This is a genomic window from Burkholderia sp. MSMB1498 (genome assembly GCF_001526245.1).
GTDB classification, from domain to species: Bacteria; Pseudomonadota; Gammaproteobacteria; order Burkholderiales; family Burkholderiaceae; genus Burkholderia; species Burkholderia savannae.
Genome location: NZ_LOYJ01000123.1, coordinates 14,231 through 37,680 on the forward strand (window position 1 = coordinate 14,231; position 23,450 = coordinate 37,680).

The 23,450-nt window shown below is 67.1% G+C and carries 20 protein-coding genes; 9 read left to right on the top strand and 11 right to left on the bottom strand.

The window, feature by feature from the left end; genetic code table 11:
* Positions 1–531: 531 nt before the first annotated feature.
* The 4 genes from WS91_RS28800 to WS91_RS28810 form a co-directional block, all read right to left on the bottom strand.
* The gene (locus WS91_RS28800; RefSeq protein WP_038750681.1) at positions 532–1,245 is read right to left on the bottom strand and encodes an autoinducer binding domain-containing protein; all 714 of its coding nucleotides are present in this window, start codon (positions 1,243–1,245) and stop codon (positions 532–534) included.
* A gap of 299 nt (positions 1,246–1,544) precedes the next feature.
* Positions 1,545–2,042 (bottom strand): hypothetical protein, encoded by a 498-nt coding sequence (locus WS91_RS36500; protein WP_156432546.1) that lies wholly within the window; start codon positions 2,040–2,042, stop codon positions 1,545–1,547.
* A gap of 30 nt (positions 2,043–2,072) precedes the next feature.
* Positions 2,073–2,723: an adenylyl-sulfate kinase gene (gene cysC, locus WS91_RS28805; protein WP_038750684.1), complete on the bottom strand. Its 651-nt coding sequence runs from the start codon at positions 2,721–2,723 to the stop codon at positions 2,073–2,075.
* Positions 2,724–2,853: 130 nt separating this feature from the next.
* Positions 2,854–4,314 carry a cryptochrome/photolyase family protein gene (locus WS91_RS28810; RefSeq protein WP_059584153.1) on the bottom strand — a complete coding sequence of 487 codons (1,461 nt, stop codon included), beginning with the start codon at positions 4,312–4,314 and terminating at the stop codon, positions 2,854–2,856.
* 420 nt (positions 4,315–4,734) lie between these two features.
* On the opposite strand from WS91_RS28810, the gene WS91_RS28815 reads away from it, so the two are divergent.
* The 8 genes from WS91_RS28815 (at position 4,735) to WS91_RS28850 (ending at position 15,243) form a co-directional block, all read left to right on the top strand.
* Positions 4,735–5,898 (top strand): alkane 1-monooxygenase, encoded by a 1,164-nt coding sequence (locus WS91_RS28815; protein WP_059671495.1) that lies wholly within the window; start codon positions 4,735–4,737, stop codon positions 5,896–5,898.
* 792 nt (positions 5,899–6,690) lie between these two features.
* Entirely contained in the window at positions 6,691–8,979 is a 2,289-nt protein-coding gene (locus tag WS91_RS28820; protein ID WP_038750692.1) for a nitric-oxide reductase large subunit, read from the top strand.
* A 75-nt stretch (positions 8,980–9,054) separates the two neighbouring features.
* Complete coding sequence (locus WS91_RS28825; RefSeq protein WP_038750694.1) at positions 9,055–9,393, top strand: metal-sulfur cluster assembly factor; 339 nt, start codon at positions 9,055–9,057, stop codon at positions 9,391–9,393.
* A gap of 33 nt (positions 9,394–9,426) precedes the next feature.
* Positions 9,427–10,566 (top strand): hypothetical protein, encoded by a 1,140-nt coding sequence (locus WS91_RS28830; protein WP_059584159.1) that lies wholly within the window; start codon positions 9,427–9,429, stop codon positions 10,564–10,566.
* A gap of 144 nt (positions 10,567–10,710) precedes the next feature.
* Positions 10,711–11,934, top strand: a complete 1,224-nt coding sequence (locus WS91_RS28835) for an NnrS family protein (protein WP_059584160.1) — start codon at positions 10,711–10,713, stop codon at positions 11,932–11,934.
* Between the two features lie 606 nt (positions 11,935–12,540).
* Positions 12,541–14,292 (top strand): ribonucleoside triphosphate reductase, encoded by a 1,752-nt coding sequence (locus tag WS91_RS28840; protein WP_059671505.1) that lies wholly within the window; start codon positions 12,541–12,543, stop codon positions 14,290–14,292.
* A gap of 2 nt (positions 14,293–14,294) precedes the next feature.
* Positions 14,295–14,507: an anaerobic ribonucleoside-triphosphate reductase gene (nrdD, locus tag WS91_RS37825; protein WP_081989811.1), complete on the top strand. Its 213-nt coding sequence runs from the start codon at positions 14,295–14,297 to the stop codon at positions 14,505–14,507.
* Between the two features lie 16 nt (positions 14,508–14,523).
* Positions 14,524–15,243: an anaerobic ribonucleoside-triphosphate reductase activating protein gene (locus tag WS91_RS28850; RefSeq protein WP_038750704.1), complete on the top strand. Its 720-nt coding sequence runs from the start codon at positions 14,524–14,526 to the stop codon at positions 15,241–15,243.
* A 200-nt stretch (positions 15,244–15,443) separates the two neighbouring features.
* Here the strand turns inward: WS91_RS28850 and WS91_RS28855 are convergent, their stop codons facing one another.
* The 5 genes from WS91_RS28855 to WS91_RS28875 form a co-directional block, all read right to left on the bottom strand.
* On the bottom strand, positions 15,444–15,893 hold the full coding sequence (locus tag WS91_RS28855; RefSeq protein ID WP_059671496.1) for a putative zinc-binding protein: 450 nt from the start codon (positions 15,891–15,893) through the stop codon (positions 15,444–15,446).
* A gap of 40 nt (positions 15,894–15,933) precedes the next feature.
* Positions 15,934–16,413: a ubiquinone anaerobic biosynthesis accessory factor UbiT gene (gene ubiT, locus WS91_RS28860; protein WP_038750709.1), complete on the bottom strand. Its 480-nt coding sequence runs from the start codon at positions 16,411–16,413 to the stop codon at positions 15,934–15,936.
* A 56-nt stretch (positions 16,414–16,469) separates the two neighbouring features.
* The gene (locus WS91_RS28865) at positions 16,470–17,357 is read right to left on the bottom strand and encodes a U32 family peptidase (protein ID WP_059584165.1); all 888 of its coding nucleotides are present in this window, start codon (positions 17,355–17,357) and stop codon (positions 16,470–16,472) included.
* A gap of 40 nt (positions 17,358–17,397) precedes the next feature.
* A complete protein-coding gene (ubiU, locus tag WS91_RS28870; RefSeq protein ID WP_059584168.1) occupies positions 17,398–18,432 on the bottom strand; it encodes a ubiquinone anaerobic biosynthesis protein UbiU in 1,035 nt (344 codons plus the stop codon).
* Positions 18,433–18,520: 88 nt separating this feature from the next.
* Positions 18,521–19,732, bottom strand: coding sequence for an NAD(P)H-dependent flavin oxidoreductase (locus tag WS91_RS28875; RefSeq protein ID WP_059584170.1), 1,212 nt, complete (start codon positions 19,730–19,732; stop codon positions 18,521–18,523).
* A gap of 234 nt (positions 19,733–19,966) precedes the next feature.
* On the opposite strand from WS91_RS28875, the gene WS91_RS28880 reads away from it, so the two are divergent.
* Positions 19,967–21,286 (top strand): hypothetical protein, encoded by a 1,320-nt coding sequence (locus tag WS91_RS28880; RefSeq protein ID WP_059671497.1) that lies wholly within the window; start codon positions 19,967–19,969, stop codon positions 21,284–21,286.
* Here the strand turns inward: WS91_RS28880 and WS91_RS28885 are convergent.
* Together WS91_RS28885 and hemN are read right to left on the bottom strand one after the other, a co-directional pair.
* Entirely contained in the window at positions 21,263–21,952 is a 690-nt protein-coding gene (locus WS91_RS28885; protein ID WP_059584174.1) for a Crp/Fnr family transcriptional regulator, read from the bottom strand. The genes WS91_RS28880 and WS91_RS28885 overlap by 24 nt on opposite strands.
* A gap of 11 nt (positions 21,953–21,963) precedes the next feature.
* The gene (gene hemN, locus WS91_RS28890) at positions 21,964–23,415 is read right to left on the bottom strand and encodes an oxygen-independent coproporphyrinogen III oxidase (protein WP_059671498.1); all 1,452 of its coding nucleotides are present in this window, start codon (positions 23,413–23,415) and stop codon (positions 21,964–21,966) included.
* Positions 23,416–23,450: the final 35 nt, after the last annotated feature.

Genomic DNA, 23,450 nt, shown 5'->3' on the forward strand with positions numbered 1-23,450 from the left:
TGAAGCGGTGCATCCTGCCCCGGTCGAGCACAAGCGACGGCGACGCCGTGCGAACGCGCCGGCTCGCCGTTCAACACTTAGCTTGCATCGAAGATGATCGCCGGAATCGCGCCCGATTCCGCGCCGCGGCGGCGCATCGATCCGTCGGCGCACGCTCTCCGGGGAAACGGCGATGAAGACGGCGCGACGGCGCGCGAAACGACGTCGTCGCATCGATGCCCGTCAGGCGAATGCGAGGACCGACGCCGCGATGCGCGAGCAAGTGAAAATGTAGCGCCGCGCCACGGCGATTCGCGACGTTCCGGCTAAGCGTTCGCGGTAGTCCATCATGCGCGCGTCGACGCCGGCGCGCCCGCATTGCGCCAACCGCCGCCCACTCGCCGCAACGGAAATCGGCCGGCGATGCGGCTGCCCCCTTGCTTCTCGACGCCCCCGCTTCTCGCCGCCCTCATGTGCCGCCGCGCGACTCGAAGAATCCGGCCCCCGGCGTCACCCGCCCGAGCCGCCGAGCCCGGTTCGGCCGAGCCGGGTTCAGCTCAGCAACCCGAGCATCGCCGCGCGCACGACGGCGGCCGTCTTGTTCGCGGTCCTGAGCTTCAGGATCGCGTTCTTTACGTGGAAGTTCACCGTATCGACGGAGATCGCGAGAATCTTCGAGATTTCGCCCGACGTCTTGCCGTCCGCCGCCCACTTGAGCACCTCGACCTCGCGCTCGGTCAGCCCGCGCTCCGGATCGGCCATCAGCTTCGGCAGCATCAGGTGGCCGAGCGCGGCGTGCGCGGTGCGCACGAGCCAGCGCATCCGGTATTCCTTCGCATCGAGCTCCGCCTCCGTCACCGGCTCGCGCGTGCGCACGAGCGCGAGCATGCCCATGCCGCCATACGCGTCGAAGTTCGACTGCGCCCAGCCGAACTTCAGCCCGAACGACTGCGCCTCGACCCACATTTGATGCGCGGACGCAAACAGCGTCTCGTTCAGGACGATCGGCTGCTGCGACCGGCGCCCGTGCGCAAGGATCGGATCGACATCGAGAAAGCCCGCCTCCGCATAGCGGCGCTTCCATTGCTCGGGAAAATTGCTGCGCGTCTCGATTCGCGGCCTGGACACCGGCCACGGCACGCGCAGCCCATACGCGCAGTATTCGAAATCGAGGGCCGTGGCGGCGATTTCGATGCTTCGAAACGCCTCTTCCTCGGATCGCGCTCCGTCCAGCCCCGCGAGCAGATCCTCTGCCCAATTCCCCATCGCCGCCCTCATCGGATCTCCATGTTCGGACAGGCCGAAGTTTCTCGCGCAGCGGTGCGACGCGCCGCATCCGGTGCGGCAATGCGAGGCAAGATCAACCGGCCCGAATGATCAGCGTGTATTTATTTGTGCTTGTGCGGTTTGCGTTTTGGTGCAATTCGATTCGAATTACACATGCGCGGCAACCTTCGGGCAAATGAGATTTTTTCATTCGCCAAAACGGGGCCATACGCTGCTCGAATAGACGAAGGGATCGCTCAATGCTTGTGTGGATTATTCACGCGCGTTGCGCGCGCATCTCAAAAAAAGCCCTTGCTGGAGCCGCTGCGAAGCGAATGACGGATGAATGACGGAGCCTCGTCGGAATGCGGCGATGCATGCGTTGCGCGAGGCTTGCCCGATATCTCGTTCTTCAAATCCACGAGCGCGACGGACGCATTGCGCGCACGACACCGCCCATGTCGAAAGAAAGGAAACGATGCGCGCATCGCGATGCAATGCAATGCAATGAGTGACCGGCGTGCGTCATCGGATAAATGACGCACGCCGCTTGCCGCGCGACCGACGATGAACGCCCATCCGGGCCCGGCGATCCGCGCAAGCGGCGCTCCTGCGCGCGACGGCGCCCTCGTCGCGATACGCAGCGCGCGCCGCGGTGCGATGCGGCCGAGCGCGCGAAGAGCGAAGCCGCGCTTGCGGCATGCCGCAAGCGCAATATGCAGAGACAAATCGGAAGAACAACGCGCGAGCGCGCGGCTACCTACGCGGGCACGCGACGCATGCCCCACACCGCCCATTGCGCGACGGCGAGCAAGCTCGACGCGTCGTTAATCGATCAGTTGGCTGCCGACGATAGCCGGCGCGGCGAGTGCAGCGGGTACAGCGAGTGCAGCGGACACTTGAGCGGACGCGCCGAGCTTCGCGGGCAGCACGGTCACCCGCATGAGTTGCGCCATGACGTCGGCGAGCGAAAGCGCGACGCTGCAGTTCGACGTGTCGATCGAGATATCGGGTGCGACGGGCGGCTCGTAAGCGCCCGACACGCCCGTGAACTGCATCAGCCGCCCTTGCTCGGCGCGCGCGTACATGCCCTTCGGATCGCGCGCGCGGCACACTTCGAGCGGCGTCGACACGTAAGTCTCGAAAAAGCCCGTCCCGACGATCGAGCGGGCGAGATCGCGATGCGCCTGCAGCGGCGAAATCGTCGCGACGATCACGATATAGCCCTCGTGCTGAAACAGCTTCGCGACGTGCGCGAAGCGGCGGATGTTCTCCATCCGGTCGGCGTCCGAAAAACCGAGATCGGAGCACAGGCCGGTGCGCAGCGCATCGCCGTCGAGCACGATCGCCTTCGCGCCGCTCTCGAGCAGCCGGTTCAGCAACACGTTCGCCGTCGTCGTCTTGCCGGCCCCCGGCAAGCCCGTCATCCAAACGACCGGGGCGACCGCCTCCGGCGGAAAGCCGCCATTCATATCCATGCGCTAGCCTCTGTCAAACTCTTCCTGACACTCTCGAAGAGTTTAACAACTGATAAGGATCAAAAAAGTGAACTTTCTGTAATATTTCCGCCATATTAATTACGAAAAATTAAACGTACCACCGCAGGATTCATCGGGTCGCCCCAATCGCGTCGAGCGCGCGCCGACGCGCGGCGTGGTGCGCGACGATCGGCAGCGCATAGGTGTCGCCGAGCCGCACGCGCGCCGCCTCGAGCTGCGCGGGCGGCGCGAGCCAAGGCTCGTGGATCGCGCTCGACGGCAAGCCGGCGAGCTCGGGCACCCAGCGCCGCACGTACGCGCCGTCCGGGTCGAACTTCTTGCCCTGCACGACCGGATTGAAGATCCGGAAATAAGGCGCGGCGTCCGCGCCGCAGCCCGCAACCCACTGCCAGTTCGCCGCGTTCGACGCGGCGTCCGCATCGACGAGCGTGTCCCAGAACCACGCTTCGCCTTCCCGCCAGTCGATCAGCAGATGCTTGACGAGGAACGACGCGCACACCATTCGCGCGCGGTTATGCATCCAGCCCGTCGTCCATAGCTCGCGCATGCCCGCGTCGACGAACGGATAGCCCGTGGCGCCGCGCCGCCATGCGGCGAGCGCCGCGGGATCGTCGCGCCACGGCATCCCGTCGAGATTGTGGCGCAGGTTGCGGCGCGGCAGATCCGGGAAGCGGTACAGTTGTCCGTAGCAGAACTCCCGCCAGCCGAGCTCGCCGAGAAACTTGTCGAGATCCGCCTGCGTCGCCGCGCCGTACGCGTGCGCATCGACCGCCGCATGCCAGATCTGCCGCACGGACAGGTTGCCGAAGCGCACGTACGGCGACAGGCGGCTCGTCGACGCGATGCCCGGCCGGTCGCGCTCGGTCGCGTAGCCGCCGAGCCGGCTGTCGACGAACGCGCGCAGCAGGCGGTGCGCGGCGTCCTCGCCGCAGCGCCACGCGTCGCGCAAGCCGCCCGTCCAATCCGGGCGCGTCGGCAAAAGCGCGAGCGCATCGAGCGTGACCTGCCGCTGCGCGATCCCGTGCGGCGGCGCGCAGCCGCTCAAGCGCAGCGGCGCGGCGAGCGGCGCCGCATGCACGCCGCGCCGCAGCGCCGCGCGCCAGTATGCGCCGAACACCTGATACGGATGGCCTGACTCGGCGACGACGTCGCCCGGCTCGAACAGCAGGCTCGCGTTGAACGTCTCGACCGTGACGCCGCGCGCTTCGAGCAACGTCTGCACCGCATTGTCGAGCGCGCGCTCGGCGAGCGCATAACGGCGGTTCCAATAGACCGCGCTCGCGCCGAGCGCCGCGACGAACGAAGCGATCGCGTCGGCCGCGTCGCCGCGCAGCAGCACGAGCCGGCTGCCCAGCTCGGCGAGCGCGGCGTCGAGCGCGCGCAGCGATCCGTGCAGCCACCAGCGCGCCGCGCCGCCCAGCGGTCGCGCGCCGGCGCGCTCGTCGAACACGTAGACGCCGATCACCGGACGTCCCGACTCGGCGGCGCACGCGAGCGCGGGATGATCGGACACGCGCAGATCGTCGCGAAACCAGACGACGGCGCAAGCGCTCGGAGCGAATGCTGACAATGGATAGGCCCGCAGAAAGAAAAACGAAAGATCGTCAATTCGAATCGCATCGAGCCCCTCGCGGCGCGGAATCGGCGAATCCCGCTCGCCTTGCGGGGCAATCTCGTTCAGTATCGATCTTTCATGATCCCTGCGTCGCCCCTCAATATACGGAATTACCCTCGGTTTTATCCGTTATTTGTTCAGCAATTGCGGAATACGCGGACGTTTGAATCACGGCCCGACGCTAGCGACGCGGCGGCGCGCGCCGGCCGAGCCGTCGTTTGGAGGTCGCGCCCTAATCCGAATGTTTGGCTGAACGATAATTGAGCACGTATAAATCAGCGCAACGGGCATGAACTCGTCGGCGCGAATGGTAATCGCTTGCGCACGTATTAAATCGGAGCACAACAAAATCGGTACCCAACTTGGAGGGAGACAATGGCAATTCCGCAACCGGCTTCGGCGGCCTGGACCGACACGAAACGCTATGGGTGGCTGCTCGGCGCGCTGACGATCACGCTGCCGCTCCTCGCCGCGCTCCTCGCGCTGTGGACCGGCTGGCACATTTTCTGGTGGTTCGGGCCGCTGTTCGCGTTCGGCGTCATCCCGGTGCTCGACCTGCTGATCGGCGTCGACAGCGAGAATCCACCCGAATCCGTCGTGTCGCAGCTCGAAAGCGATCGCTACTACCGCTACGTCGTCTATCTCGCGACCTTCATCGTCTACGTCGCCTTCGCGGGCGCGATATGGATCGTCGCGACGAAATCGCTCGCGTGGTACGACTATCTCGGCTTCGCGCTGTCGCTCGGCGCGGCGACGGGCATCTCGATCAACACCGCGCACGAGCTCGGCCACAAGACGAGCCCCTTCGAGCGCTGGCTCGCGAAGATCACGCTCGCGCCCGTTGCGTACGGCCACTTCTTCGTCGAGCACAATCGCGGCCATCACGTGCGCGTCGCGACGCCGAACGATCCGGCGAGCGCGCGCTACGGCGAATCGTTCTGGGTGTTCCTGCCGCGCACCGTGACCGGCAGCGTCGCATCCGCGTGGCGGCTCGAACGGGAGCGTCTCGCACGCGGCGGCCGCTCGGTCTGGACATGGCGCAACGAAGTGCTGCAGGCGTGGGCGATGACGGTCGCGATGTGGGGCGCCGCGATCGCGTTCGGCGGCGCGAAGGTGATTCCGTTCCTGCTGATCCAGGCGGCCTACGGCGCGTCCCTGCTCGAGGTCGTGAACTACGTCGAGCACTACGGGCTCGGCCGCAAGCAGTTGCCGACCGGGCGCTACGAACGTTGCACGCCGCAGCATTCGTGGAACAGCAATCACGTCGTGACGAATCTGTTCCTCTATCAGTTGCAGCGCCACGCCGATCATCACGCGAATCCGACGCGCTCGTATCAGGCGCTGCGGCACTTCGACGATTCGCCGCAACTGCCCGCCGGCTACGCGGCGATGATCCTGCTCGCCTACGTGCCGCCGCTGTGGTTCAGCGTGATGAATCCGCGCGTGGTCGCGCATTACGGCGCGAACATGGCGCAATCGAACATCAAGCCGTCGATCCGGCAGAAGGTGCTCGCGGATCTCGCGATCGCGAACACATGACGATTCCGCGACGACTCGGGCCGCCGTCACGCACGGCGGCCCGTCGAGCGGTGAGCGTCGTGCGGTGAGCGTCGTGCGGTGAGCGTCGAGCGTCGAGCGTCGAGCGGTGAGCGGTGAGCGGTGAGTGTCGTGTGTCGTGTGTCGTGTGTCGTGTGTCGTGTGTCGTGTGGCGTGCGGCGTGCGGCGTGCGGCTGCAAGATGGATCACATGCGCGGCCGCGTGCCCGTCGCCCGAATCGGATATCGCTTGATTTTCGTCAAGCGGACATCACGCTGCGGCGCTTTCGTTCGCGCGCCATCGCATCGCTCCTGCGCTTTTCCCCCTTCTTCGCATAGCCGGCTGCCGCTTCTTCGCCGGCATCCGGCAACACATCTCGCCCATCGCATCGCGCCGACTATGATCGGATCGCGTCGCGCCCGTTCCGACTGAATCGCGTCTTCCGAACTGCGCGACGCGCGGCTCATCCGCGCCGCATATTGCCGGCGTCGCGCGCGCTCGCCGAGCCGTGCCCAACCCGCGCGGCGGCATCGCACCGGGCCGCGACCAATTGACACGCCGTCTTTCCCGCCACGCCCCGCGACCCAATATCGGCGCGCCTTCGCGACCGGCCGCGCGCGTGGCGTAACGCCGTCGCGCCGCCCTGTCGCGGCATCGAGCCTTTACAAGCGCGTGGCCGTCTCATACCATCCCCTTAAACATACATTCTTTGTACATGTTTAATCGACGGCCCGTTGCGCCGCCGTCGCATTGAACGTTTTCTCCACATCCCACCCTCTTGAAAGGAGAGAGGTCATGCGCTCCACACGTCGTCTATGGACATGGCTCGGGCTCGTCTGCCTCACGTCATTCGCCGTCCTGCTATGGCTCGGCAGAGACATCTATCTCACCGCACCGCCGATTCCGAACGCGGTCGTCAGCGAAAATGGGCGCGTCATTTTCACTGGCGAGCAGATCAGGCGCGGTCAACAAGTATGGCTCGCGTCGGGCGGCCAGCAGCTCGGCACCGTCTGGGGCCACGGCAGCTATGTCGCGCCGGACTGGTCGGCGGACTGGCTGCACCGCGAGGCGCTCGAGCTGCGCGACGCATGGGCGCGCCAGCAATTCGGCGCGCCTTACGCGAAGCTGTCCGTCGAACAGCAAGGGCTGCTCGATGCACGCCTGAAGCATGAAATGCGCGCGAACCGCTACGACGCCGCGAGCGATCGCATCACGCTGTCGGACGCACGCGCGGCCGCGGTGCTGCGCGTTGCCGAGCACTACGAAGCATTGTTCGGCGCCGATCCGTCGCTCGACACGCTGCGCGAGCAATACGCGATGACATCGGGCTCGGTGCCGGGCGCAGCCGATCGCACCGCGCTCGCGTCGTTCTTCTTCTGGTCCGCGTGGTCGGCGACGACCGACCGCCCGGGCGAAACGAACGTCACGTACACGAACAACTGGCCGCACGAGCCGCTCGTCGGCAACACGCCGACGGCCGCGAACGGCATGTGGTCGATCGCGAGCGTGGTCATCCTGCTCGGCGCGATCGCCGGCATGATCTGGTATCACACCGCGCACGGCGAACACGACGCGCCGCTCGCCGTGCCGACGAACGATCCGCTCTTCAACGTGAAGGCGACGCCGTCGATGCGTGCGACGAAGAAGTATTTCTACGTCGTGATCGGCCTGCTGCTCACGCAGGTCTTCATGGGCGCGATCACCGCGCACTACGCGGTCGAAGGCCACAGCTTCTTCGGCATTCCGCTCGCGGACGTGATGCCGTGGATCGTGAGCCGCACGATCCATACGCAGTTCGGCGTGCTCTGGATCGCGACCGCTTGGCTCGCGACGGGCCTCTACATCTCGCCGTTGCTCTCGGGCCAGGAGCCGAAGCTGCAGAAGCTCGGCGTCGACGTGCTGTTCTGGGCGCTGATCTTCATCGTCGTCGGCTCGACCGTCACGGGCTGGCTCGGCACGCTCAAGCATCTCGGCACCAACTTCTCGTTCTGGATCGGCAACCAGGGGCTCGCGTACACGAGCATGGGCCGCGTCTGGCAGATCCTGCTCTTCGTCGGCCTGCTGTTCTGGCTGTTCCTGATGGGGCGCGCGCTGATGCCCGCGCTGCGGAACAAGGCGACCGAAGGCCGCGGCCTGATCGGCATGGTGTTCCTGTCCGCCGCGTGCATCGGGCTCTTCTATGCGTCGTCGCTCGCGTGGGGGCAAAACACGCACTACTCGATGATCGAGTACTGGAGATGGTGGCTCGTGCACCTGTGGGTCGAGGGCTTCTTCGAAGTGTTCGCGACCGCGGTGATCGCCCTCATCTTCGCGCGCCTCGGCCTCATCCGCTTCGAAAGCGCGAATCGCGCGATCGTGATGGAAACGATCGTGTTCCTGTTCGGCGGCATTCTCGGCACGCTGCACCATCTGTACTTCACCGGCACGACGACGTCGATCATCGCCGTGGGCGCCGTGTTCTCCGCATGCGAAGTGGTGCCGCTCGCGCTCATCGGCCTCGAAGGCTGGCAGACGTATCGCAAGTCGCAAGCCGCGCCGTGGGTCCAGTCGTACAAGTGGGCGATCCTCTGCTTCGTTGCCGTCGGCGTGTGGAACACCGTCGGCGCGGGGCTGCTCGGCTTCTCGATCAACCCGCCGATCTCGCTCTACTACGTGCAAGGCCTGAACATGACGCCCGCGCACGGCCACGCCGCGCTGTTCGGCGTGTACGGGATGCTCGGCATCGGCCTGATGCTGTTCTGCCTGCGCGGCATGTCCGCCCGCAACGCGTGGAGCGACGGCCTGCTCAAGCCCGCGTTCTGGCTGCTGAACGTCGGCCTCTTCATGATGGTGTTCATGTCGATCCTGCCGTCGGGCATCTATGAAGCGTACGCGAGCGTGACGAAGGGCCTCTGGTACGCGCGCTCGCCGGAGGTCGTGCACGCGCCGATCATGAACGCGCTCGTATGGCTGCGCGTGCCGGGCGACGTCGTGTTCGCGTTCGGCGTGCTGTATCTCGGCTGGTTCGCGCTTCGCCTGCTGCGCCGTCCCGCGCCGTCGCAGCCCGACGAGCGCACAGTCGGTCAGGCCGCGCAACGCACGTAAGCATCGCAACCTCGGGCCGGCCGCGCACGACGCGCGGCCGGCCCGCTCCCCTCCCCTCTCCGTTCGAGGACTACCATGTCCGATTCCTCAGCAACCCGAAACGAAACGCCGGACGAGCTCGCGCTGCGCGACGCGCTGCGGGCCGTCATCGATCCGGAGATCGGCGTCAACATCGTCGACCTCGGTCTCGTCTACCGGATCGAGCGTACCGGCGAGCGCATCGTCGTGACGATGACGATGACGTCGCCCGCCTGTCCGATGGCGGGCGTCGTGATCGACGACGTGCAGGCGACGCTCGGCGAGATCACGTCCGATGTGCTGGCAGTGGACGTCGATCTCGTCTGGGAGCCGCCATGGGCGCCCAAGATGATGAGCGACGCCGCCCGCGAGCAGATGGGCTGGCCGATCGCCTAGCGCGCCCGACGACTTCGACGCGATCCCGACGCGATGCCGACCGCCATGCTGCCGACCGCTTCGCCCGCCCGCCCGATCGTTCGCGCCGCTGCGGGCGCCGTCATCGTCGCGTTGCTCGCGTGCGGCGTCGCGACGGGCCTCGCGCGGCTCGGCGCGGCCGCCCCCGCGCACGCCGTGTCGAAGCTCGCGTGGCACGGCGTGCTGATGATCCCCGTGTTTTTCGGCGCGGTCATCGGCATCGAGCGCGCGGTCGCGCTCGGCACGCGCTGGGCGTATCTCGCGCCGGCGGCGGCCGTCGCGGCCGGCGTCGCATTGCTCGCGGGCGCGCCGCCTGCGTTCGCCGCCATGCTGCTGGTCGGCGCGGCGAGCGTCGCGCTCGCCGTCGGCGCCGCGGTGCTGCGACGGCAAGCCGCGCTGTTCCTGTGGGTGCTCGCCGCGAGCGTCGCATGCTGGTGGGCGGGCAACGTCGTCTGGCTGCTGACGGGCGATCCGTTTTCGGCCGTCGCCTGGTGGCTCGCGTTCCTGATCCTGACGATCGCCGCCGAGCGGCTCGAACTCACGCGCGTACGCCCGCTGCCGCGCGGCGCGAGCGCGTGCTTCTGCGGCATCGCCGCGCTGCTGCCCGCGGCCGCCGCGCTCACGCCCTGGCAGCCGCTGCCCGCACTGCGGCTGTTCGGCGCGGGCGAACTGCTGCTCGCCCTGTGGCTGATCCGCTACGACATCGCGCGCCGCACGGTGCGCCGGCGCGGCCTCACGCGCTTCATCGCCGTCTGCCTGCTATCGGGCTACGGCTGGCTCGCCGTGAGCGGCGCGCTCGGCCTGGACGGCGCGCTCGCCCCCGGCCATCCGGCGCACGACGCCGCGCTGCACGCGCTCACGCTCGGCTTCGTGTTCTCGATGATCCTCGGGCACATGCCGATCATCGTGCCGGCCGTCGCGCGGCTGCGCGTCGCGTACCGGCCGTTCTTCTATGCGCCGCTCGCGCTGCTGCACGCGGCCGTCGCACTGCGCGTCGCGGGCGGGCTCCTCGATGCGTTCGCATTGCGGCGCGCGGGCGGCGAAGCCGCCGCCGTCGCGATCGCAAGCTTCGCTGCGACACTCGCGATCGGCGTCGCGCTCGCGCGCCGCTCGCGCGCGAAGACGCGCCGCGACGGCGCCGAGCGCTCCATCTAGCCCGCCGCGCGCGCGGCGTCAACGGCCCGACGCCGCAGCCTTGCGCGCGAACAAGGCCGCGACCGTGCAATCTTGTCGCAGCGCATGCGCGCGTTTCTTCTTTATGATGCATGTAGAAAGCAACATATCGAAAAGGGGAACGTCATGCTGCTCGCCCGCTCGACCGAGCGCAACGCGCGCTCGCAGCCCGACGGCCGCCGCGCCTCGCTGTGGTCGACCGGCTTCCGGCCCTTCTACCTAGGCGGCGCATGCTTCGGCGCGATCGCGATGCTCGCGTGGCTAGGCGCGCTCGCGGGCCACGACTGGGCGGGCCACACGCCGCCGACGAGCGGCCTCTTCTGGCATGCGCACGAAATGATCTTCGGCTTCGGCGGCGCGATCGTGTCCGGCTTCCTGCTGACGTCGGTGCGCACGTGGACGTCGACGAATCCCGCGCAAGGCCCGTCGCTCGTCGCGCTGTGGCTGCTGTGGCTCGCCGGCCGCGTGCTGATGTGGACGGGGCCCGGCTGGCTCGCGGCCGCCGTCGACGTCGCGTTTCTGCCGGCGATCGCGTATGCGCTCATCCGTGCGTTGATCGGCGCGAAAAATCGGCATGGCATCTTCCTGCCCGTCGCGCTCGGCATGCTCGCCGCGCTCAACGCACTCTTTCACCTGTGGATTCGGCTCGGACACGCCGACTGGGCGCTGCGCTGCGCCGATCTCGCCGCGGGGCTGCTCGTGCTCTTCATCGTCATCATCGGCGGACGCATCATCCCGTCGATCACGACGGCCGCGCTGCCGGAACTGCCCGTCAGGCAGTGGCGGATCGTCGAATCGTCGGTGATGTCGGTCACGCTCGCCGCGCTCGTCGCCGATGCGGCCGGCGCGCCGGCGCCGGCGATCGCCGCGCTCGCGTGGACGGCCGCCGCGCTGCATGCGGCGCGGCTCGCCGGCTGGCGCTTCTGGGCGACCGGGCGACGGCCGATGCTGTCGATCCTGCATGTCGCCTATGCGTCGATCGCCGCCGGCTTCGCGCTGACGGCTTTGAGCGCGCATGGGCTCGTCGCGCATTCGCTCGCGCTGCATACGTTCACGACGGGCGCGATCGGCTGCGCGATCGTCGGGATGATCACGCGCACCGCGCTCGAGCATACCGGACGCGAGCTTGCCGCAAGCGCCGTCGAACGCATCTGCTACGGGCTCCTGATCGTCGCGACGCTCGCGCGCGTCCTCGGCCCCTGGCTCGTTCCCGCCGCGACGGCGCAGTGGCTCGTCGTCGCGGGAATCGGCTGGAGCGCCGCGCTGCTCGTCTATCTCGCCCGCTATGCCGTGTTCTTGATGTCGCCGGCCATGGCCGCGCCCGGATCGGACACGAGCTCCGGCAGCTAAGCCAAGCGTTGCCGCGCGGCGACGCGCGTCGTACGCGGTTGCTTCCGGCGAAGGCTCTCGCCGGCAGTCGTCATGCGAAGCACGCACGTTCGATCGAATAAGGACCGACGGGTTGGTCGTCGCGCCGCCGTCGCGCATGCAGCGATCCGACGTCGGCAATGATGCAGTGACGCGTTCGCCCCGCGCGCGCGAAACGCACACCATGCCCGAACATGGCGCGCCGTCGCGGACGAATCGTCACGCACGCCGGCAATGACGCGCGCGAAACACCCGCGATTCGCAGTTCGCGCTCCGCACGCATCCGGATGCGGAGCCATCGCACATCGCGCGCGCCCGATCTTCACGGCATGCTTGCGCCGCGCGCCCGCTCGTGTCCGTCGTTCACCTCAGCGCGACGCATCCCGCCACGCGCTCGCCCGTCGCGCCGGCAATCCGCGCGGCCCGACCGCCCATGTCGCACCCCTAATTCACCCCGGCTTAATCGCCGTCAAGCACACACCAAACTTCGCGGAATCGCCGTTGACCCATACAACATCTGGTATTTAGCATTCATCCCGTCACCAGATTTTGTGCCACCAACGAGAGAGGCCCACGTTGTCCGAGACCATGCTCCCCCACGCCGCGTCGAATCCGGCGTCGCGCGACAAGCCGCTGATCGACGTCGAATCGTCGATCAACGAATACCTGCAACGGCAGGACTGGCGCGTCAACGCAAACGCGAACCAGGGCTATTCGCTCGGCGGCCTGATCCTGAACGTGTCCGGCAAGGTGATCGCGAATTACTGGCTGAGCCACGTGTATCCGGGCGAGATCGGCGAAGCGCACCGCAACGCGGACCTGCACATCCACGATCTCGACATGCTGTCCGGCTATTGCGCGGGCTGGTCGCTGCGCACGCTGCTCGCCGAAGGCCTGAACGGCGTGCCCGGCAAGGTCGAGTCGGGCCCGCCGAAGCACATGTCGAGCGCGGTCGGCCAGATCGTGAATTTTCTCGGCACCTTGCAAAACGAATGGGCGGGCGCGCAGGCGTTCAGCTCGTTCGACACGTACATGGCGCCGTTCGTGCGCCGCGACGCGCTCACCTACGCCGAAGTCCGGCAGTACGTCCAGGAACTGATCTACAACCTGAACGTGCCGTCGCGCTGGGGCACGCAGACGCCGTTCACGAACCTGACGTTCGACTGGATCTGCCCGGAGGACCTGCGCGAGCAGGTGCCTGTGATCGCCGGCGAGGAGACGCCGTTCGCTTACGGCGATCTACAGGCCGAAATGGACATGATCAACCGTGCGTACATCGAAGTGATGCAGGCAGGCGATGCGGCGGGCCGCGTGTTCACGTTCCCGATTCCGACCTACAACATCACGGCCGATTTCGACTGGCACAGCCCGAACGCCGAGCGCCTGTTCGAGATGACCGCGCGCTACGGCCTGCCGTACTTCCAGAACTTCATCAATTCGGAGTTGAAGCCGAACATGATCCGCTCGATGTGCTGCCGTCTTCAGCTCGACCTGCGCGAGCTGATGAAGCGCGGCAACGGGCTCTTCGGCTCGGCCGAGCAGACGGGCTCGATCGGCGTCGTCACCGTGAATTGCGCGCGGCTCGGCCATCTGCACGCGGGCGACGAGCGCGCGCTGCTCGCGCGGCTCGACGAGCTGCTCGACTACGGCAAGGACAGCCTCGAGATCAAGCGCGAGGTGATCCAGCGTCACATGGACAACGGCCTCTTCCCGTATACGAAGCGCTATCTCGGCACGCTGCGCAATCATTTCTCGACGCTCGGCGTCAACGGCATCAACGAGATGATCCGCAATTTCACCCACGATGCGCATGACCTGACGACCGACTGGGGCCACGCGTTCGCGCTGCGCCTGCTCGATCACGTGCGCGCGCGCATCGTCGAGTACCAGGAGGAAACCGGCCACATGTACAACCTCGAGGCGACGCCCGCCGAAGGCACGACGTATCGCTTCGCGAAGGAAGACCGCCGCCGCTATCCGGACATTCTGCAGGCGGGCACGCCGCAGATGCCGTACTACACGAACTCGTCGCAACTGCCGGTCGACTTCACCGACGATCCGTTCGAGGCGCTCGAGCGGCAGGACGACCTGCAGCGCAAATACACGGGCGGCACGGTGCTGCATTTGTACATGACCGAGCCGCTTTCGTCGGCCGACGCGTGCCGCACGCTCGTCAAGCGCGCGCTCACCCGTTTCTCGCTGCCGTATCTGACCGTCACGCCGACGTTCTCGATCTGCCCGACGCACGGCTATCTCGCCGGCAGCCACCCGTTTTGCCCGAAGTGCGACGAAGCGCTGCTGCGTCGCAAGTTGTCTCAATCCCAACCGATGGAAGCCTGAACATCATGACGACACTGAAAACCAACGACCAAGCCGCCCTCGCCGCGATCGCGCTGTCCGACGACGAGCGCCAGCCGTGCGAGATCTGGACTCGCGTGATGGGCTACCACCGCCCTATGTCGTCGTTCAACGTCGGCAAGAAAGGCGAATTCCACGAGCGCAAGTACTTCCGCGAACGCGAGTCGAGCGACGTCGCGTTGCGCGCCGCGGCGTAAGCGCACGGCCCGCGCGATGAACCTCGCCCTCGCCCGGCGTCATCCGCTCAAGGTGGGCGGGCTCGTCCCGTTCACCGCGACCGATTATCCCGGCCGGTTCGCCGCGGTCGTGTTCGTGCAGGGCTGCCCATGGCGATGCGGATATTGTCACAACCCGCATCTGCAGGCGCGCTCGCAACCCGCCGCGATCGAATGGGACGCGCTGCTCGCGTTCCTCGCGCGCCGCGTCGGCCTGATCGACGCCGTGGTGTTCAGCGGCGGCGAGCCGTCGATCGATCCGGCGCTCGCCGCGTCGATCGACGACGTGAGGCGGCTCGGCTTCAAGGTCGGCATGCACAGCGCGGGAACGCATCCGCGGCGGCTCGCGCACCTGCTGCCGTCGCTCGACTGGATCGGGCTCGACGTGAAGGCGCCGTTCGACGACTACGCGCACACGACGCACGTGCGTACGAGCGGTGGCCACGCGCGGCGGAGCCTCGAAGCGGTGCTCGCAAGCGGCGTCGCGTACGAATGCCGGACGACCGCGCATCCCGACCTGCTGCCGGAGCCCGCGCTGCTGCGGCTCGCCCATGAACTCGCCGATCTCGGCGTCGAGAATTACGTGCTGCAAGTGTTTCGCGCGCAGGGATGCGGCGACAGCACGCTGAATGCCACGCCGGTCATCGGCTATCCGAGCGATGCATTGCTCGGCAGGCTCGATCGCCTGTTCGCGAATTTCGCGGTTCGACGCGGTTGAATCGGCGCGCATGCGATCTGCGTCCATGCGATCGCGTGCGCGCGAGCGGTGAAATCAAATGTGCCCCCGAGCGCAAGATGCACTCTGCAACGACGACTCCGAGCGCGCTTTCGCCGCATGCGACGCATGCGTCGATCCCACCGCTCGATTGCCGAGCGAACCGGATGCCGACAAGCCGCCCGCGATGCTCCCGAACGAAATCACACCTTGTCTTGCAGTGCGGCATCTGCGCGCTCGTCGACGCGCGCGGCGCCGTCATGCGCGTGCTCGCGCCCGCATCGCGCGAGCCGCAACGCTTCGTCGCGCGCGAGCGCAAGAATGCGCTTCGCGTCGGCCGGGTCGAAGTCCTCGTGAAAGCGCTTCCTGACGCCGTGCTCGCCGAGTTGCACATGCGCGTCCGGCGCGATCCCGTGCCGCCCGAGGCTTTTTTTCGCGCACACGAGCGGGCAACCGTCGATCGCGATAATCGGCCGGCCCGAATGCGCGAGCTTCAACAGCGACGGCACGTCGCCGCCGACGCCCGCGATGCACGACATCTCCGCGTCGCCGCTACGGTCGAGCCGCACCGCGACGTGATTCGCGAGTTGCGCGACGTTCGAACATCCCGAGCACGAATAGACGATCGGCAGCGTCTTCGTTTCGTTCTTCATTCCGCTCTCCTGAACGAGCGCTCCCCGGATTGCGCGCCTATCAGTCCGGCATTCCGCCGCGCTCGATCGGCCGCGAACGGAACAGCCGCGCCGGCAGCCACTGATCGAACGAGAACGCCGACAGATCGATCGCGTCGAGCGAATTCTTCACGAGCAACCCGAGCTCGGTGTCGCCTTCCATCGTCAGGCGCCGGCTGAAGAACAGCGTGTCCGGATCTTCGCGGCGTTGCGACAGCAGATAGAAATCGTATGCGGTCGCGCCGATCGTCAAGTCGACGTCGCGTCGGCCGGACAGCGCGGAAAACGCGCCGCGCCGGCAGACGAAATCGAACGCGACGCCCGCGTCCTTCACTTCGATGCGCAGCGGGCGATCCTCCAGCAGCGCGAGCGTCTCCGCGGGCAAATGCTTGCGCAGCACGAGATTGATCCCGCCCGCGAACAGCAACGCCCCCGGATACGCGGGCAGTTTCGACAGCAGCTTGCCGACCATGGGCGGCAATTGATAGATCGCGGCATTCATCACGGAATCCTCACAAACCAATCGGAAGCGGCGCGGCACAGGCCGCGCCGACGGCTTCAGCGCACGACGCGCTCGAGGCCCGGCTTGCCGTGCCAATAGCCGTTGCACGACGCTTCCGGCATCCGCTCGTGCAGCGCCGCGAGCGCGTCGCGCGCATTCGTGCGGCCGCTCAGCACGCCGTGGAACGCATCGATCACGTCGCCCATGTGCTGCGATTGCGGGCTGAGCCTCACGACGTCGACGTTCAGCGCACGCAGCGCGTCGATCTCGTCGATCAGGTTGTAGACGCGCGCGGATTGCGTCGAGATGCCGTTGAGCACGAGAAACGGCTCGCCTTCGCGCGTGTGCAGCGGCAAGCCGTCCGGATGCTCCATGCATACGTACTGGCAGTTGTCCTTCGGAAAATTGCGGTTCCGCGCGGTGAAGCAGCGCGCGGAAAACGCGAGCGGAATGCGCCCGTACGCGAACACTTCGGTTTCCAGATGCTCGGCACGCTCGGCCTGCATGCTCGCGAGGCCCGCCTCGCTCATCTCGGGCGGCATCACCCAGCGCCGCGCGCCGAGTTCCGCGAGCATCGCGAGCGTCGGCGGGTTGTAGACGTTGAGCCACGGCCCGGCGACGAACGCGCGCCGCGCGCTGCAGCGCACGGCGCCCATGTCGTTCGCCTCGACCAGATAGCGGCCGTTCTCGACGATCTCGCGCATCGCCTTCAGATCGCGGCCCGATTCGAGCAGCACCTGCGTCGACAGCACGACCTCCTTGCCCGCCTCGGCCAGCATGTCGGCAATCTCGAGCCAGTCCGCTGCGCGCAGTTCGTGGCGGCGCGAGCAAACGGTTTCGCCGAGATAGACGATGTCGACGGGCGTCTCCGACATCGCCTGATAGAACTGCATCGTCGCGACGCGCGGCCAGTAGTACTGCACCGGCCCCAAAGCAATTTTCATGATCCTCGCTCCCGCATTCAGGCGTGCGCCGTCGTGCGTGTCATTTCCACGGCCGGTGATAAGCGCCGAGCGTATGCTGCTGCCCTTCCGCGACCTTGTTCAATTCCGTCATCCATGCGGGCTTCACGTAGTAGCGCGCAAGGTTCGCCGCGCACTGATCGATCGCGTCGCGCCACACGCGCGTCACCTGCGCGACGTATGCGGGGCTGCGCTGGCGCCCCTCGATCTTGATCGCGCGTATGCCGATCTGCATCAGCTTCGGCAGCAGCTCCAGCGTATTCAGGCTCGTCGGCTCCTCGATCGCGTAGTAGCTTTCGTCCGCGACGGTGAAGCGGCCCTTGCAGAGCGTCGGATAACCGGCGTTCTCGCCGTCTTCGTAGCGATCGATCAGCACGCCGTTGAGCCGCGATTCGAGGCCGTCCGGCGTTTTCTGCCAGCGCACCGCCTTCGCCGGCGAGCACACGCCGCGCGTGTTCGGCGATTCGCCCGTCGCGTACGACGACAGCGCGCAGCGCCCCTCGACCATCACGCACAGGCTGCCGAAGCCGAACACTTCGATTTCGACCGGCGTGTTCTCGGCCACCTGCTCGACCTGCGTGAGCGACAGCACGCGCGGCAGCACCGCGCGCGCGATGCCGAAATGCTCGTGATAGAAATTGATCGCCTCGTAGTTCGTCGCAGAGCCCTGCACCGACAGGTGCAGCCGCAGCGCCGGATAGCGTTCGTGCGCGAAGCGCATGAGCCCCGGATCGGCGACGATGATCGCGTCGACGCCCGCGTCGGCCGCGCGGCCCACCGCTTCACGCCAGGCCGTCCAGCCGTCCGGCTGCGGATACGTGTTGAGCGCGACGAGCACCTTGCAACCGCGCTCGTGCGCGTAGCGAATGCCGGCGTCGATCGCCTGCGCGTCGAAGTTCAGGCCGGCGAAGTTGCGCGCGTTCGTCGCGTCGCGAAAACCGAGATACACGCAGTTCGCACCGTTGTCGACCGCGGCCTTCAGCGCGGGCAGGCTGCCCGCCGGACACACGAGTTCGATCGGCACGGCGCCTGTCGCGATGTGACTGCTTTGCGTCATGGCATGACGGCTCCATCAAGGAAACGAAAAACCGCTCGCGGCATGCCGTCGAGCGGCGAGAACGGGCGTCGCCCGAAGCGAAGCGCCTTCAGCCGAGCGCGGGCAGCGGCACGCAAGCCGGCTCAGGCGAGACGACCGCGGCGGCCGCGCGCTTCACGCCCGTCAACAGATAGTCGATCAGCTCGCGCACCGAACGGATCTCGTGGCCGAACGGCAAAATCTCGGAGCCGCGGAAGAACAGGCCGCGCTTGATGTCGCCCGCGAGCGCGAACGCGAGCCGCGTATCGATGCAGAACTGGCCGTGCTTCGCGATGCCGTCGCGCAGCCCGCATTGCTGCAGGCAATCGAAGCCGACGAGGCATTTGCGCGGCTTCGCCGCGCGCTGCAGCTTCTTTTCCCGCTCCAGATAGTTCGCGAGCCACGGCGTGCGCACCGCGCGCGCCGGCAGGCCCGCGACGCTCATGAACGTGACGATGTCGTCGGGCCTCGCTTCCAAGAGCACTTTCTTGAAGTTCGGATGCGCATCGCCCTCTTCCGTCACCGCGAACGGCGTGCCGAGCTGCACCGCGCTCGCGCCGAGCGCGAACAATTGCCGCACTTGCTCGTGGCTGTGAATGCCGCCCGCCGCGATGAGCGGAATGCGCTCGCGCTCGATGCCGAGCTCCTTGAACAGATCGAACGTACCTTCGAGCACTGCGGGAAACGCGAAATTCGGATTGTTCAGGCTGTCGGTCGTCGGCGCGCCGAGATGGCCCGCCGCGTAGCGCGGGTTCTCGATGACGACGGCGTCGGGCAGGCGATTCTTGCGCATCCACTTCTTCAGCACGAGCCCGATGCCGCGCGCGTCCGACAGGATCGGAATCAGCGCGACATCGGGAAAACCAGCGGCGAGCTCGGGCAAATCGAGCGGCAGGCCCGCGCCGACGACGACCGCATCCGCGCCGCTCTCGCACGACTGGCGCACGTAGGACGCGTATTCGGACAACGCGCGCATCACGTTGACGGCGACGAGCCCGCAGCCGTTCGCGAGCGACTTCGCCGCGCGAATCTCGCGATCGAGCGCCTCGAGATTCGCCGCATCGATGAGCGCGCGATCGCGCGAGCGGCCGGTGCGCGCCATCAGGTCCGGATGATGCCGACGCAGGTCGACGCTCGAGATCGTGCCGCACGCGCCGAGCGACGCGACGGTGCCGGCAAGCCGGTGCGCGGACACGCCGACGCCCATCCCGCCTTGCACAATCGGCAGCAGCGACCTGCCCTTGATTACGAGATTCTTGAATACGGTTTTGGCGACGGACACGGCAAATTCCTGAAAGGGGCGGCTTACGCCCGGTGCGTAAGTGTGCGGCCGAACCCGTTTCCGTCGCCTTAATCCGCGTCAAGGTCTCTGCCCGGGTCGACGACCAATCCGGGGTTATGATCAGAATACCGAAACATGGCTGCGGCGCGGCGCCGCGCCGTGCCATTGCGGCGGCGCCGAGCGCGCCCTTCGTGCGCATTCGCGACGCCTTTCTCAGCCGACATGCTTCCCGCCATGCAGCGCAAACTCGAACTCGACAATTCTCCCGCGCTGAGCGCGCCGCTGCGCTTTTTCGCAAGCGCGCCGCTCTTCGCGATCGCCGCGGCCGGCGTGCTGCTGTGGGCGGGACCGGACGCGTTCGCGTCGCGCTGGTCGCCGTATGCGCTCGCGCTCACGCACCTCGTCGCACTCGGCATGCTCGCGTCGACGATGATCGGCGCGATGATCCAGATCATGTCGGTCGCGGCGGGCATTCGGATTGCGTCGCCCGTCGCAAGCGCGACCGCGATCCACGCGTGCCTGGTGCTCGGCACGCTGCTGCTCGCGGCCGCGTTCGCGTGCCGGGCCCCCGCGCTGTTCGCCCCTGCCGCGCTGCTGCTCGGCGCCGCGTTCCTGGGGTTCCTGCTCGTCTGCGCGATCGGCTTCGCGCGGCACCGGCGACGCATGCCCGCCGGCGCCGCGAGCGTGCTGCGCACCGTGCGCATCGCGCTGCTCGCGCTTGCGGCCACCGTCGCGCTCGGCACATCGCTTGCGTTCGCGCTCGGCGGGCATCTACCCTTCTTCTCGATCGATCTCGTCGATCTGCACGCGGCCTGGGGGCTGGCCGGATGGGTCGGGCTACTGACGATCGGCATCTCATTTCAGTTGATTCCGATGTTTCAGGCCACCGAGCCCTATCCGCGCATCGTCACGCGCTGGCTGGGTCCATGCGTGTTCGCGTGGCTCGTTGCGGCGTCGATCGTCGCCGTCGGATCGGCCGGCCGCTTCGGTTTCGTGGCCGGCGTGATTCGCGTCGCGCTATACGTGACGTACGCGGCGTACGCCACGCTCACGTTTTACCTGCTGTGGACCCGCAAGCGCCCCGAAGCCGACACCACGACGCTATTCTGGCGCACCGCGACAGCGAGCGTCGCAGGCGCGAGCGTGCTCTGGATCGTGAACGCAAGCGTCGGCGGCCGCGACGTTGCAATCACGACGGGCGTGTTGCTGACGATCGGCGGCGCATGGTCGGCGATCAACGGCATGCTCTACAAGATCATTCCGTTCCTGCTGTGGTATCACGCGCAAAAGGCGAGCGACACGGCGATCCCCGCCATGCCGAAGGTCAAGGACATGCTGCCGGAGCGCATCGCCCGCAAGCAGTTCTTCGCGCATGTCGCCGCCTTGCTGCTGCTCGTCGCCGCGAGCGTCGCGCCGGGCGCATTCGCGCGGCCGGCCGCCGTCGCGCTCGGCGTGTCGGCAGGCTGGCTCGCCGTCAACATGCTCGGCGCATGGCGGCGCTACGCACAGGTCAAGCGACGCGTCGCGTCGTCAGTACTGCATCTCGGAGCGTAGCCGATCGACGTCGGGGATGAAGATGTCGCGGCCGTTGACGACGACAAGCTCGCGCATGCAGAGATCGCGCAGCACGCGCGAGAAGTGCTCGGGCGTGAGATTCAGCCGCGACGCGATCGCCTTCTTGCCCGTCTCGAGCCGGATCTGCAGGCCGGATTCCGCGGGTGCGTCGTTCTGCTCGAGCAGATAGCTGATCACGCGCTGCGTGCCCGAGCGCAGCGAATACGTCTCGACGTCGACGACGAGCTGATGCAGCCGCATGCTGAGGCTCGCGAGCATCCTGCGCGCGAACGCCGGGTTGTGATCGAGCTCGTCGGTCACGGCGGCCTTCGTCACGTGCAGGAGTAGCGCGTCGGAGAGCGTCTTCGCCGTCACCGCGTACGGCTTGTCCATGAACATCACCGCTTCGCCGAAGCTGTCTCCCGGCCCGAGCAGACGCACGATCTTCTCGATGCCGAGCGGCGAAAACGAACTCAGCTTGATCTGACCGTAGACGATCATATGAAAGCCGCCGCACGGGTCACCGCGGCTGAACACTGTCTGCCCGCGCGACACCTGCGCGCGCATCGTGCCCCGCGCGAGATTGTCGAGCTCGCCGCGCGAAAGCCCGCTGAAGAGCGGCAACCGTGCAAGGAAGTCCTGCACCGGGATCTTGCTTTCTTTCATCACGCCACCTTCTAGATCAGCTTCGAATAGGACGCCGCGGCCGGCCGGCCGAGATAGCCGTCGAACACCATGCCGATCGCGCGCACGAACATGCGCCCCTTCGGCGTAACGGCGATCCGGTCCGCTTCGATCGCCAGCAGGCCGGCGTCGCGATAGGGCTCGAGCCGCGCCAGCTCGGGCCCGAAATACTGCGTGAAATCGATGCCGTGCCTGCGGCCGATCGCCGCGAAATCGACGGGCGTGCTGCACATCACCGTCATGATGACTTCGCGCCGCAGCAGATCGTCGGGCGTCAGCGCGAAGCCGCGCTCGATCGGCAGGCGTCCCGCGTCGAGATGGCGGTAATACGTCTTCAGCGAGCGCGTGGACTGGCTGTACGACGCGCCGACCTTGCCGATCGCGGAAACGCCGAAGCCGATCAGGTCGCATTCGGCCTGCGTCGTGTAGCCCTGGAAATTGCGATGGAGGCTGCCCTCGCGCAATGCGTTGCTAAGCTCGTCGCCGGGTTTCGCGAAGTGATCGAGCCCGATGTACACGTATCCGGCGTCGAGCAGCCGTTGCGTCGATTCGATGAAGATGCTCAGCCGGTCCTCGGCGGGCGGCAGCTCCGATTCGACGATCAGGCGCTGCGCCTTGAAACGGCTCGGCAGATGCGCGTAGTTGTACACCGCGATGCGATCGGGCGACAGCCGGATCACCTCGTCGAGCGTGCGCGCGAAACTCGCGGGCGTCTGCCGCGGCAACCCGTAAATCAGGTCGATGTTGACCGATTCGAAGCCGGCCTCGCGGCTCGCGGCGAGCGCGCGCTCGACCATCGGCAGCGGCTGGACCCGGTGCACCGCCTCCTGGACGGACGGGTCGAAATCCTGAACGCCGAAGCTCGTCCGGTTGAAGCCGAGCGACGCGAGCGACTGCAGCGTCCGCTCATTGACCGTGCGCGGATCGATCTCGACGCCGAGCTCCGCTTGCGGCGCGAATTCGAAGTGGCCGCGCAGCGCGCGCATCAGGCGCGCGAGCTCGTCGGTCGCGAAGAACGTCGGCGTGCCGCCGCCGAGATGCAACTGCGTCGTCAGGCGATCGCGGCCGAGATGCCGAGCGACGAGGTCCATCTCGCGGATCAGATAGTCGACGTACGCGTTCGTCCGGCTATGGTCCTGCGTGATGATCTTGTTGCACGCGCAGAAGTAACAGAGCGATTCGCAAAACGGCAGGTGCAGATAGACGGACAGCGGCGGATTGCGCTCGGCCGTCGCGCGTCGCGACAGATATTCGCGGTAGGCGTCTTCGTCGAATGCGTCGGAGAACCGGTCGGCCGTCGGGTACGACGTATAGCGCGGCCCCTGGCGGTCGAAGCGCCGGATCAGCGCTTCGGAGATCTGAACGTCCGCGAACGCGGGCGCGGCGTGTTGGGGAGCGGGCGCGGCGGTATCCGCGCCTTCGTTCGTATGCTTCGTGATGTCCATCTGCTTATACCCTGGCATGCCGCGCAAAATGCCGG